The sequence below is a fragment of the Eubacterium album genome, assembly GCF_025336545.1.
Classification (GTDB): domain Bacteria; phylum Bacillota; class Clostridia; order Lachnospirales; family Lachnospiraceae; genus Eubacterium_U; species Eubacterium_U album.
On sequence record NZ_JAODBU010000014.1, the window covers coordinates 56,663 to 69,864 of the forward strand.

The 13,202-nt window shown below is 37.7% G+C and carries 14 protein-coding genes and 1 tRNA gene; all 15 read right to left on the minus strand.

All coding sequences use genetic code 11. The annotated features are described in order from the left end of the window. Window positions 1-9: 9 nt before the first annotated feature. The 15 genes from mobT to N5B56_RS12890 all read right to left on the minus strand — a co-directional run bounded on the left by mobT (window position 10) and on the right by N5B56_RS12890 (window position 13,200). Entirely contained in the window at window positions 10-1,206 is a 1,197-nt protein-coding gene (gene mobT / locus N5B56_RS12820; protein WP_008787615.1) for a MobT family relaxase, read from the minus strand. 183 nt (window positions 1,207-1,389) lie between these two features. Then, window positions 1,390-2,784, minus strand: coding sequence for an FtsK/SpoIIIE domain-containing protein (locus tag N5B56_RS12825; RefSeq protein WP_008787614.1), 1,395 nt, complete (start codon window positions 2,782-2,784; stop codon window positions 1,390-1,392). A 68-nt stretch (window positions 2,785-2,852) separates the two neighbouring features. Further along, complete coding sequence (locus N5B56_RS12830) at window positions 2,853-3,056, minus strand: helix-turn-helix transcriptional regulator (RefSeq protein WP_008787613.1); 204 nt, start codon at window positions 3,054-3,056, stop codon at window positions 2,853-2,855. 3 nt (window positions 3,057-3,059) lie between these two features. After that, window positions 3,060-3,701 carry a DUF2178 domain-containing protein gene (locus tag N5B56_RS12835; RefSeq protein ID WP_017143883.1) on the minus strand — a complete coding sequence of 214 codons (642 nt, stop codon included), beginning with the start codon at window positions 3,699-3,701 and terminating at the stop codon, window positions 3,060-3,062. Between the two features lie 116 nt (window positions 3,702-3,817). Beyond that, a complete protein-coding gene (locus tag N5B56_RS12840) occupies window positions 3,818-4,201 on the minus strand; it encodes a YdcP family protein (protein ID WP_008787611.1) in 384 nt (127 codons plus the stop codon). 15 nt (window positions 4,202-4,216) lie between these two features. Beyond that, window positions 4,217-4,543: a YdcP family protein gene (locus tag N5B56_RS12845; RefSeq protein ID WP_005339720.1), complete on the minus strand. Its 327-nt coding sequence runs from the start codon at window positions 4,541-4,543 to the stop codon at window positions 4,217-4,219. 234 nt (window positions 4,544-4,777) lie between these two features. Then, window positions 4,778-7,831, minus strand: a complete 3,054-nt coding sequence (locus N5B56_RS12850) for an SrtB-anchored collagen-binding adhesin (protein WP_008787610.1) — start codon at window positions 7,829-7,831, stop codon at window positions 4,778-4,780. Between the two features lie 583 nt (window positions 7,832-8,414). Beyond that, window positions 8,415-8,825 carry a hypothetical protein gene (locus N5B56_RS12855; protein ID WP_260979128.1) on the minus strand — a complete coding sequence of 137 codons (411 nt, stop codon included), beginning with the start codon at window positions 8,823-8,825 and terminating at the stop codon, window positions 8,415-8,417. 38 nt (window positions 8,826-8,863) lie between these two features. Next, a complete protein-coding gene (locus N5B56_RS12860) occupies window positions 8,864-9,133 on the minus strand; it encodes a winged helix-turn-helix domain-containing protein (RefSeq protein WP_260979129.1) in 270 nt (89 codons plus the stop codon). A gap of 471 nt (window positions 9,134-9,604) precedes the next feature. Further along, on the minus strand, window positions 9,605-10,945 hold the full coding sequence (locus tag N5B56_RS12865; protein ID WP_260979130.1) for an ATP-binding protein: 1,341 nt from the start codon (window positions 10,943-10,945) through the stop codon (window positions 9,605-9,607). Between the two features lie 185 nt (window positions 10,946-11,130). Further along, window positions 11,131-11,304 (minus strand): DUF7724 family protein, encoded by a 174-nt coding sequence (locus N5B56_RS12870; RefSeq protein ID WP_158574541.1) that lies wholly within the window; start codon window positions 11,302-11,304, stop codon window positions 11,131-11,133. A gap of 144 nt (window positions 11,305-11,448) precedes the next feature. Beyond that, on the minus strand, window positions 11,449-11,844 hold the full coding sequence (rpsI, locus tag N5B56_RS12875) for a 30S ribosomal protein S9 (RefSeq protein ID WP_022088247.1): 396 nt from the start codon (window positions 11,842-11,844) through the stop codon (window positions 11,449-11,451). Window positions 11,845-11,867: 23 nt separating this feature from the next. Next, window positions 11,868-12,296, minus strand: a complete 429-nt coding sequence (gene rplM / locus N5B56_RS12880) for a 50S ribosomal protein L13 (RefSeq protein ID WP_022088248.1) — start codon at window positions 12,294-12,296, stop codon at window positions 11,868-11,870. A gap of 300 nt (window positions 12,297-12,596) precedes the next feature. Next, the gene (locus N5B56_RS12885) at window positions 12,597-13,046 is read right to left on the minus strand and encodes a DUF3592 domain-containing protein (RefSeq protein ID WP_260979131.1); all 450 of its coding nucleotides are present in this window, start codon (window positions 13,044-13,046) and stop codon (window positions 12,597-12,599) included. 70 nt (window positions 13,047-13,116) lie between these two features. After that, a tRNA-Leu gene (locus N5B56_RS12890) sits at window positions 13,117-13,200 on the minus strand. Window positions 13,201-13,202 lie beyond the last annotated feature (2 nt).

Genomic DNA, 13,202 nt, shown 5'->3' on the forward strand with positions numbered 1-13,202 from the left:
TTATCACTCCTAACTTTCTACTAAATCTTTTGCAGGGGTCGTCTGCTGTTTGATTATCATTTCATGCTTTTCTGTGAGCTTTGCCTGCTGTTCGATTGTTTCCATGTAGTCTGTACCGTTTCCCTTATCAATCTTTTTCAGCATTTTTAAGGTCGGTGCTACCTGCCGTTGTACCCACCGCAATGTGCGGTCTAAGGTGTAAGGCTCTGGTTTTGTCGTCAGCTTCAAGCTCTGTCTGTTATCGCCGATAAACCAAGCCCAGCGGTCATTGAGCTTCCAGTCATTTTTTCGCTTGTCGGGTTCTTCATCAACAAACCGCACATACTGATTGATGATAGAAAAAGCGGTCTGTTCTGCGTCATAATAGGTCAGTAAATCTCGTACCGCATAATAGGCTCGTTCATTGCGAAGCCGTATTTCAAAACGGTTGATAATGTCGGCTTCTTCCAGAGGTGTCCCTAACTTGACGTACTGCTCATAGTCCTTTTCATAGATACAGAAATACACATCTGATTTCAGCGACCCAAGATAAAGGGTACGCCCCATATATTCTCTGTCGTCCTCTCTGTGCTTGATAAGCTCGCCCGACTGGTAAAACTTATAGCTTCTGGACTTTCCGATATATTCCCGTTTCCTGCATTTTTCCGCAAGCTCTGGAATATCCAAAATGCCCGTATGGTCGTTGATAGCAAGGTCGATACGCTTCATCACGCCACCGTCTATAAGTGCGTCCATAAGAAAGTCATACCAGCTTCTTTGCTGTGCCAGCAGGTAACTTTCAAACTGCCTGCAACCACGCCCCTTTAACTCTAAAAGGACACCTTTTTCTTCGTCAGCCGACGTATAGATAAAGATGTCCCCTAAAGAGTAATGCTCCGTATAACTGTAACGCCCGTAATTTTCATGGAGCATATAGTTGATATTCAGTTTTAATATATCTTTGATGATGTGCTGTATATCCAGCGTGGGAAAACGAATTTTCACATAATCAAACAGCATGGTAAGCGGTGCTTCTGGATTGAACTTTGCCAGTTCTTTATGCAGAGTATTCAGAAGTTCCTTTGACGGCTTCATTTTTCCGCTTTCTATCTTGTTGAGATATTCTCTTGTGATACCAGACGCCACCGCCAGCCTGCCTTGTGAGATACCGTAAGCAATCCGTTTTTCCCGTAATTCTTTTATCCATTGTTCTTCATTCAGAACCATACCCCCAATCTGTCAAGTGTGAAGTTTTTTAAGGCGACTTCACAGCCGATTTTTGCTAGGAAACCATGCGATAAGCCTTATGTTTCCTGTGTTTTTCGTCTATTGTCTATTTGCAAACGTACCCCTCTGTTAGATACCGAGGGGTTTTACCTGCTGGCGTGGCTTACGCCACACCAGCAACGGCTAGTCCGTGCCGTCGCCTTTCGCTTCGCACGTCGCCGTCCCGTCCTTCCTTGCTTGTGCAAGAGAGCAGATAGTCTGTAAAAAATCATGTCCTTTCGGGACTAAAGGCGTGTAAAATTCACTGATAACACTTGTTCCCACATCACAATAGCCACGCCCCTTGATACGCTTCTGGAAAAATTGCTTTTTCACATCTGAACCGAACAGCATACCGTAACCTAATTCGCTGATACGCCCAAGTCCCACACGGAAATTGAAGTTATCTCTGATACCGTCCGAGAAATACTTTGCGTCTGGACGCTGGCAGGCAACGATAAGGAAATAACCTGCTTGTCGTCCTAACATAACGATTTTCTTTAACTGGCTAAGTAAGCCCACGCTTTCTTTCGTCCCCAGCATTTCAAAAAATGCCACATATTCATCAAAGATAAGAAAGCAGGGAGGCAGTCCAAGATAGGCGTAGTTTTCGCCCGTCTTATAGTTCGGGTGTCGTTTCATTTCCTCGCTTCGTCGTACCATGCCCTCATAAAAGGCATTGACGCAATCTATCATTTCTTCTTTAGTATGGTAGACGTTTGGCATGACTGTTCCCAAGTCCGCAAGGTCGCTGTTCTTTGGGTCTAAAATGTAAAGGACAGCGTTTGTATGCAGTAAGGCTTCAATGAGCGTCAGCAGAAAATAGGTTTTACCGCCACCAGTCCCACCAGCAATCAGAGCGTGAGGGAGTGCGTCATATTCCCAGACAAGATTTTTCATCAGTCTAAGACAGCCATTTTCTGCCCGTACTTCATCAATGGTAATGCGGTTCGCTATCATATCATAAAGCAGGGTATATTCAATATAGCCGTCATGCAGGGTCTTGTCAGTCAGCTCGCAATACAAGCCACTTTCCAGCTTATCCTCTAACCGTAAAAGCTGGTCTTGATATTTTCCCAGCGTGATTTCACAGCGGATATGAAGCAAGCCTTTTTCCATTTGATAATAAATCTTTGGAAACCAGACGATTTTTTCCCTTGATCTGCTTTGCAGGTCAGTAAAAAAACCGCTGTCTTGTACGGTATCGGCTTCATACCACTTGTTTTCCAGTACCATTCTTGCCAGCTTTTGACGGTGCAGGAGCTTCTTGAAACTGTCGTAACAGAAGCGGTAATACCCAAAAGCGACCAATGCACAAACACCAGTCGCTATCAGTATAGTTATGAAGTTGTAAGGGCAAAGCGTCAAGCCGTTCTCTAACAAGCTGAAATGCTCCCAATCGGTACGCATGAGCTGTTTACTATTCAGTAGCAGGAGAACCGCCACGAATACAAACAGAAGCGTTCCTATGGAAAAGTGGTAAACAAGGTGCTTGTCGCTGGCTCTGATACGGTGTCCTTTATTCCAAATCTTACGCATAAAACAATCTCTCCTTTCTGTGTACGAAAAAAGCAGTCAATCCTAAGACTAACTGCTTTAAACTGTCTTTATTCAAAAATAAATATATCTTCTATCGGAGCTTTTACAGCTCTTGAAATATCTATTGCCAATTTAAGTGACGGATTATATTGTGCTTTTTCTAATCTCATAATAGTTTCACGACGAACACCTACAATGTCAGCGAGTTGTTCTTGTGTTAATTCTTGTGCTACACGATATTTTTTTAAATTACATACAAACTTTGCTTCCATAATTTATTCCCTTTTTTCATAACGATATAATAAATAGTTGCTAAGAAAAAGAACAAGAGCATAGATAAGTGAAACAGAAATCAGCATAAACATTGCACACCACTCAACATTACGGGAAAACATACCTATTGCCATAAGCCAGATAACTACAAATAATAGTTTAAAACCTATCTTGTAAGCTTCTAATTGTGCCTTACGTTTATTTTCTTGAAAAAGCTCATCTTCTAAGATATGAGAAAGTTTACCTTCAAAGAAAAAACTGAAAAAACCAAAAAATATGAAAAAAGCAAAAGGAAATATTTCTCCAAATTTATAGTATGTCCAAAATCCGCCAAACCCCAGAAAACCAAACATTCCACAAAATCCCCAGTAAGGAGAAATTGTTCTTGAATATCGTTTTTCCCTGCTGTTTTTTGAAAAGACATTTTTAAAGCAGATAATTACTATATAGATAGCATATAGTGCTATTAAAGCTCCAATTACTAACATAGGAATATCCTTGTAAGAAAATACATATTCCGACATATCCATATTTTTGACCCAGCGTCCATTATTGTATAATAGGGAGTAGATTGTACCAACAATAAGCAATAAAGCACACCCTACCCCCATAAAAATAATTTTTTTAATTTGTTTCTTTGACATATTTATCTCTCCTTTCAAATGAGATGTTTTTGTATCTTTATGAGATAAATATATCACTCCGCATTGTTTGTGTCAATCAAAATTGGTCAATCAAAATTAAGACAAATACATCACTTTTATTTCTTCGGCTGTCCCTGCGTTGTAGGGTTCTGTGGACTGCCTGCGTTCTGGTTGCCTTTATTCTTCAATACAATATCCTCTGCCTTTACATACCAGTCCACATCTGCACCCGTATAAGTCTTTCTTGATACCGTATCGGCTACGGGATTGACAAGCTCCACAACTGCATTGTACGGAAATTCCCTTAACGGTACTTCTGGCGGTACGGACACGGGGATAATTCCACCATGCAGACTGCACTTCAAATCATAGATACGCTTTTTAAGCTGGGTACTCGGTGTCCCGTCCTCATTCTGTAAGAACACATCACGCACCGCTGTAAATTTTAATTCTCCAAATGTTTTCTCTTTGTCAATAACAAACCCGTTTGATAATCTCATAAATTCTTCACTCCTTTACTTTTCTTCAACTGCTACAATATCATCAGCAACTAACACATAATCGGTATGTCCCATATCCCCGATTGCGTAACCTCTGCCGTATAACTTCGGATTGACAAGTTTTACTTTCTGTTCATACTTGAACTTCTTTTCGCCAGCCTGCACGGGAATTTCCACCACAACATTTTCGCCTTTTTGTACGTCAGAATAAAGGTTATAGCTTCGTCTGGCTAAGACCCTGCGGTTATTTTTATCTCTTTCAAAGACTGGCTCACTTTCGCCTGCAAATTCAAGAGTTCCAAAAGACTGTGCCATATCTGGCACGACATATTTCATTTCCATATTGTTTTACCTCGTTTCTTTCTATTTTTGATAAATTGATTGTGATTTCTTATTCTGGCGGTTTGGGAAGTACCAGCAATCCCACCGATAGTAAAGGGTAAAATCAATGCTTACGCACCCTTGACTATCCGTGTTCTTGCAGGTAAGTAGCAGACAAGCCAGAATAAGCGGAAGTCTGCCGTTTGACAGCTTCGGCGGAGAGCGTGATTTTTCTTTCCTCATACCGTTACCGCCTTATGATTTCTTCATTTTACGGCGTTTGTAGAAGAAGATACCTGCCAGCCCAGCACCAGAAGTTAAAAGAAGTGCAAGCAGTCCGTAAAGGTTTGTGTTATCGCCCGTTTTGGGACTGTCGCTAGGTCGGTGTGGCTTCTCTGGTGTCGGCGGTGTTTCGGGTTTCTCTGGTTCTTCTGGGACTTCTGGTTTTTCCTTAAAGGTAATCGTCTGTCCCTCGTCCTCAATGTCTTTATGCTCGGTAACTTTCTTCGGCTCGTCTGGATTGCTTAAATCGTACAATTCTTCAAAAGTTACAAGCTGTTTGCCATCAAGAGAAGTAGCGTCAAAGGTAAAGGCAACTTCCACTTTCATAGTTTCGCTGTCAGCGGTAAATGTATAATCACTTTCCACACGTTTTCCGTCGATAAGAAGCTCTGCATTTTCTTCTTTCAACATCTGCCAGCCTACAAGTTTGTACTGTGTACCGACTTCTAAGCCCTCTAAGGTTACGGTATCAATGATTGTTACCTCTTTTCCAGCTTCAAGTTCTTTGTTGCCGTCCTTATCCGTAGCAGTCGTATGAATTTTGATGATACGTTCTGTAATAAGTACCGTCTGCCCGTCGTCCTCAATGTCTTTGTGTTCCGCAACTTTTACAGGTTCTTTTGGATTGCTCAAATCATACAATTCTTCAAAGGTAACAAGGTTCTTGCCACCTAAAGCAGACGCATTGAATGTATAAGAAATTTCCACTTTCATTTCTTCATCATCAGCGATAAAGGTATAATCGTTTTCTACACGTTTCCCGTCAATGACAAGCTCGGCGTTTTCTTCCTTTAACATCTGCCAGCCTTTGAGCTGATATTTTGTGCCTTTGGTAAGTCCGTCTAATTTGACAGTATCAACGATTGTAACCTCTTTTCCTGCAAGGATTGTCTTTTCGCCGTCCTTGCTGGTCGCTGTGGTATGGATAGAGATTTCTTTTTCGTATTCATCAGTCAAAGTCCCTAAATCAATCACAAGGTTATTTCTTGATACCACGATTTCAAAAGGTGGGATAAGTTTAAAACCTTTGTTGCTGTCGCATTTCATTTCTTCAATGATGTAAGTATCATAAGGCAATGCACCCTTGCTGTCGTCTGGTTCAGAAGTTCCAAACCACACACCGTCCTCGCTGGTCTTGCCTGCGTTGGTATTGTGCTTATGAGAAGCCCAGTCAGCAGAAGTGGAGAATTGCCCGTTATCATCAGTTACTACAACATGACTTTCTCCCGTCGTCTTGCTTGTGATCCGAAACGGAACATCAGCAAGACGCTTGTGTGTGCCTGCACCGATTTTTACGCCCTCAATATCCCCACGCTTAATCTGATTGTAGATAGAATGAGATTCGTCGGTTAAGTCCACGATTTTTCCATTTTCTGTGATTGTAAAATCAATCGGTTTTACACCGTCAGTTAAGTAACCGTCGGGAGCTTCACTTTCAACGATACGGAAGTTTCCATAAGGTAAAAGGTCAGAAGAAGTAGAAGCGACACCCTCAAGGTCTGTATGGATTGTTTTTACCACTTCATTTTTCTTGTATAGCTTGCCCTCAACCAAAACAGAATTATCATTTAAGGAAATGATGTCAAAGGCAGTATCTTTCAAAGTGGCACTTCCTTGTGGCTTCGTATCGCCCGTTTCTAAATCTCGTTTCTGAATTTTCACACCGCCACGGATAATCTTATCTGATACGGAAAACTGGTTACTTCCAGATAATACGGCAAGGTCGCCGTCCTCGGTAATCTGTGTTACATATAAGCCCTTAATCTGTTCGGACTTATCGCCAGCCTGCATATATGCACCATCAAGCAAGTAACCGTTTGGAGCTTTTGTTTCCTCAACGGTTAGTGTTCCTAAAGGAAGAACCGCTTTGCCGTCCTGCATATAGAAACTGTCGCCAGATACCTTGTAAGCGTCCCCTAATTTTGTGATGTAATGGGTTGTCCCGTCGCTGTCTGTTTCGGCGATTGTCTTTGTAACCCATGTACGAGTAGCTTCGGCAGGGAGATTGTCTTTGTTATAGAAGCCAGCATAATACTTCCATGTAAATTCCGCACCTGCTAGAGAAGCGTTCCCCTGCGGATTGTCTTTCTGTGTTTCCATATCAATCTTGAAAAGCTCAATCAAAGTGTCCGTTACTTTTGGTATATCTGATACTTTCAAGGTCGCTGTCTTTCCAGCTTCAACCTTTAAGGAATATACAGTTTTATCTACTTTATATCCTGCTGGTGCAGAAAGTTCCTTGATATAAACTGTGCCAGCCTTTACCTCTACAACATCTGTATTTCCGTTTTCATCAGTCGTAAGGGTGGCAAGCTGTTTCGTGCAGTCCTTATCAGAAAAGACACCATAGGTCGCACCAGCGACAGAGTAATTCCCGTTACCGTCTGTAATACTGGTATTACTGGAAGTCTTTTGCAGTTTCGCATTTCCGACATTTAATTTCGCCCAGAATTGCCCCAATTCCTGCCCCTCGCCAGAGTAGATATAACCGCCACATTCATAGCGTCCTTTGTTTTCTTTAACAAAGGCTTTTGCACCAGAGAAAACTTCGTCCTGCGTAGCTTTTGGAATTTCATCATAAGAAGCTCGCACGTTGTCGCATTGCCAGCCAAGATGTACGCTCAATCTCTGCCAGACCACACATTGTTCCAACAGATAGACTTGCTTGTAGTTCAATTCCTTGTGAGTTTCGCCATACTGTTTGACATACTCTAAGGATAACGCCACATCTGAAATCTGGTCGGCACTCATGCGTGAGCTTGCGTCAGCTCTGGTCTTGTAGCCATTCTTAAAATCTGTATTGATGTCGATACAATAGGCAGTTTCGCCCTCGACTTTCATATAACCCTCATTGAATGTCGAACCGATAGAACCGTCATTCATTACTTTTTCAATGATACCGACACGCTCTGCACTTTCCGTCCAGTATTGCTTACTTTCTGCATGGACGGGTGTAGTCGGTAAAGCAGTAACGACAGTTGCAAGAGCTAAGAAGCCCGTACACAATCGTTTCCATGTCTTTTTCATAAATCTAATGCTCCTTTCATTTTAGGTAATAAAATAGCCGTCCAATAAGAACGGCTGGAAATAGAAAAGGAACGTCATTTTAGGCGTTCCATAGTCTATGAAATATTCAATTTTTTGTTGTTTCAATACGGATGTGCTGTACCATATCTTTGCATATCTAAGAAAACTTGCGTATCAAGGCTCATTCTTTAGTAGTAAATAAGTAGTAAATTGATGTGTTTGTTTTCTTGAAAATGCTGATAGATACTGTGTTTTAGCGGATAATCAGATTTTTATTGTGTTTTTAAGATAATAAACTTTAGTTGAAATTTTATTTTGAGTTGAATGGGTTAAATTATTTTACAAATATTAAAATCTGCAAACAAAAAATGTCTGGTATTTGATATATACCATTTTAACTGATTGCTTAGTAATGATGATATACTTCCTTGTTCTCAGACATCTTTTTATAAATAACTTTATACTATTAAAAATATTAAATTGTAATCCTTTTAAATAATTTTCCTTCTTTATTATTTCATTCAATCTGCTTAACATGTCTTTCTATGACGTATAATCCACGCAATACTAGGCATACATATTTTCACTTTTGCTCTTTAATATAAGCATCCGCTAATAACAAATATTCATCCAATCTTCCAGTTTTATTTTCTGTAATAGGATTAATATCTACTTCAATATTACCAATCTTCATTTTAGATTCATTAAGAATATTAAACAAAGTGTCTTCTCGTATACTCCCTATGTACTCTAAAATCACATCCAAATCTGAGTTACTATTTTCTATTCCTTTACAACGGCTTCCATAGATTGTAACACTAACGATATTCACATCCAGACTATTTTTATTAATTTTTTCCTGAATATAATCTGATACAACATTCTCAATTTCTTCTGCGCTCATTCCATCAATATAATGAAACTTTTCATTTGTCCTAGCCTTAAACTTTGTTACTACCTCTGATGTTGCCACCTCAATTTCATTTCTATACATTCTGCAATACATCTCTTTCTCTACAATACTATCTTATATTAAAAATTATTAAATAGATTACATATGGAAGTTGCATTTTCTTGTTGAATTTCAAAACGTTGCAAAACATTTTCTTTACAACTTGTCAATGCCCACAATCCTGGTTTTAATCTAAAAAACTCCGTATTATCCTGAACGATTCTTCGAATTGTAGCATCAGGTGTTTTTGTTCTCCAGTCAGAAGTGTCTACAATTCTATTTAATTGTTGAAATGTTGCATACCCACCATTTCTCTCCATTGCTAAATAAACCTGTTCTTTTTGTGTCATAATTACACCTCTACTACATTATATTTGTAAATGCTATTTACTAATTTTTTAATAATTGGTTCTTTCTAATAATACACCTAATAACTACAAAGTTTGTATAATTTTTATTATTATCTCATACTTGCCTAAAAATCATTATACTATATCATTAACACAACTATCAAATAAAAACACCCTAGGACAAAGTCCTAAGGTGTAATATACTTTTCTGAAACACCTTGAGGCGTTCTTGATTGTAAAATTGATTATCTATTTGAGAGCGTTTGTAGAGCGTGAAAAGCCCTTAGATTGGGGATTTGTGTCTGGAAGTGTTACATATCTGTTGTATGCGTAACACTACACACACATTTCCAGAACTGCTTATTACTCTACGGCTTTAACCACTTGCTACTTGATGAGTATATACTTTTTTCTGTATTGTTTCAGTAAGACAAATAGAAATTAATACGTTTCTACAAAAAATAAAACTCTTTATAAAAACGGTACCATATACACCGGGATATAATAAATTCCGTTTTCCCATTTGTAATCCTTTGTATGGACAACATATTTGTTGCATATACGATTACTAAACTTGTTGCAAAATACATCAAGTGATTTATGTGTTCTATAATTGCCGGATTTCACCTCTAATGGACATATCTTATCTTTAACCGAAGTTAAAAAATCAATCTCATACAAATGATTTGAAGTTTTACTTTCCATCGTGTAATAAAATAAATTATTACCTTTTGCTATTAGCATCTGTGCCACAACATTTTCATAGACATATCCTAAATTTACATCCAGTTTATCCGAAAGTAACTTATTATAAATAATATTCTCCGTATATTTTTTATCCTTAAATGCCAAAGTTATAAATAGACCGACATCAGAATTAAACAATTTATATCGTCCTGCATCCTTTTCCAATGCCATTCCCACATCAGGATTATTAGCATGATATGCAATATTTACAGTGTACGAACTGAGCATATCAGGAATCAGCTCTCTTACCTTCTCAGAGCGAACCCCCTCTCTTGCACTTGACAGAATATATCTTGATGCATTACCACTAAGATTAGCAGGTATGGCATCATAAATATCTCCAGCAAGACCGGTTCCATCTATCTTTACAAAATCTTCTTCATATAAGTCTACAATTTCTCTTTTAGTTTCATCAACCAATTGCAAATTATTTTTCTCTATATACGTTTCTATGGCCTGTGGCATTCCACCAACAAGCATATACAATCTGAATATCCGCATCAGGTTTCTATGCATTGCATTCCCAGCAGGCTTTTTGTTCTTTATAAGATGCCTTATTGTTTCCGCTGATACCTCATCTCCTATTGCCCATAAGAACTCCTCAAAATCCATAGGAAACATAGATATTTTATGTTCTTCGCTTGGAATCAAAATATCCTTTGTATTCTTTTTTATTGATAATAAAGAGCCTGTTTCAATATACTTATATCTTCCATCCGCAACGAGATATTTAATTGCCTGTCTAGCCTTTGGAAATAACTGAACTTCATCAAAAATAATTACCGACTCTTTCTCATATAACCTGATTCCCATTAACTGCTGCAATTGCAAAAAGAAAAAATCCAGATCATACGTGTCATCAAATAGGTCAATAATTGCCTTACTTGTATGAGCAAAGTCAATGAGAATATATGATTTAAACTCTTTTTTTGCAAATTCCTCTGCAATAGTTGATTTACCGACTCGTCTTGCCCCCTTTATCAAGAGTGCGTATTTATCGCTTCTGTTCTCTTTCCACTCATATATTTCATCGTATATTTTTCTTTTAAAAACTGGTTTATCCATGCATAAATCCACCTTTCCACCACAAGTATAACGCAAATCCCCATTCATGTAAACCAAAATTACGGTCAAATCCCCATTAATTTTCTCGCATTTTTTACCCATATCCCCTTTCGTTTTCTTAACTATTAGATTTTAGTCTATTTCTTCATTTTCTTATTATGCACAGGTAAAGTTCTTTCTAATCGTTATATATACCGGTATACTCTGTACTTTGCCATCACAACCAGATATCCGTTATCCCACTCAACTACTTTCGTATATCTTTCCAATTTGTCAGAAGTGATAAAACAAATTCTTTGGTTATTAAATTCAAAAATTGTATACTTTCCATAATTAGTAAGCATTGCATAATCTTTCATTTAAATCACTACTATCAAATAATCTCTTTTAACATTATATTTTATATAATACCACAGTTATCATAAAAAACACCCCAGGACAAAGTCCTGAGGTGTAATATACTTTTCTGAAACGCCCTGAGGCGTTCTTGATTGTAAAATTGACTATCTCTTTGAGAACTGTGGTGCTCTACGAGCTGCTTTGAGACCTGGTTTCTTTCTTTCTTTCATTCTTGGATCTCTTGTTAAGAATCCAGCTTTCTTAAGAATTGGTCTGTAAGCATCTGAATCAACTTCTAATAAAGCTCTTGAGATACCGTGTCTGATGGCACCAGCCTGTCCTGTGTATCCACCACCGTGTACACTTACGATTACGTCAAACTTATCTAAAGCATCAATAGCGTTTAATGGCTGACGTACGATAACTTTTAATGTATCTAAACCGAAGTATTCATCGATACTTCTCTTGTTGATTGTGATATTTCCTTTACCAGGCATTAAATATACTCTAGCAACACTGCTCTTTCTTCTACCTGTTCCATAATACTTTTCTACTGCCATTGTTTATTTCCTCCTTTCAGTCACTAAAATGTTAATACTTCTGGCTTCTGAGCTGCATGTGGATGCTCATTTCCAGCGTAAACATAAAGTTTTTTGTACATTTCTCTTCCTAAAGGTCCCTTTGGAAGCATGCCTTTAACTGCGAGTTCAATAACTGTTTCAGGTTTCTTTTCTAATTTTTCCTTAAGAGTAACTTCCTTCATTCCTCCTACATAATCTGAATGATGGTAGTACATCTTCTGTTCTAATTTCTTACCTGTTACTGCAATCTTTTCTGCATTTATAACTATTACATAATCACCAGTATCAATGTGTGGTGTGAACTGTGGTTTGTTCTTACCTCTTAATACTTTAGCGATTTCTGATGATAAACGACCTAATGTATATCCTGTAGCATCAACTACATACCATTTTCTTTCAATTGTTGATGGACTTGCCATATATGTTTTCATTGGTTTACCTCCTGAAATATTCTTCATTCTTATTAAATAAATATATGTTAAATGCTTCACCGGGGCTAATGGCTGAGCATTAAACCTACGCATTACACGCCATACTAAAATAGTATAGCGTAACAATATTTTACTGTCAACACATTTTTTAATTTATCTATGTATTTATCTGCTATTTATCTGCGTACTCTATGAATCATTTTTACTAATTTATCTGCGTGCCAACCTAATTTTTAATATCTTAATTTAATTCATATAACCTTATGTTTTATATCATCTTTCTATGGCACATTAAATAATTTACTTGTAAAGTATAAATATTAAAACTGTAGATACTAAAGCAATACCTATTAAAAATGCTCCGACTATGGTAAACACTTTTGCTAAAATATGGGGTAACTTATCATCTTTTATATAATATTCACTACATTTTTGTGGATTATAATATATTTCCACGTTCTGCCCTTTTTTATATCTTGGTTTACCACTACCATAAGCTGATTCTTTTGTAATTGTAACATCACCTACATGATATTCAAATACAGGATAATAACCTGAACCTTTAACACTATCACTATTATAACTTTTATGTTTAACAACGTCCTTTACAATACCATATGTTTTTAAAATACATCTTTTTTCTTTTTTATTTATGTGCCTAAACATTAATAGCCCTATTAGAAAAAATATAAAACCTATTAAACTAAATATCCCGGAAAAGAGAATTATACTTAACCATTTATTATTCATATAACCACCCATACATTTCTTTACTTTAATTTTCTATATAAAAAAACAAGCAACCTAAGTTGCTTGTCTATGCCGGCGACCGGAATCGAACCGGTACGATATTGCTACCACAGGATTTTAAGTCCTGCGCGTCTGCCAGTTCCGCCACGCCGGCTT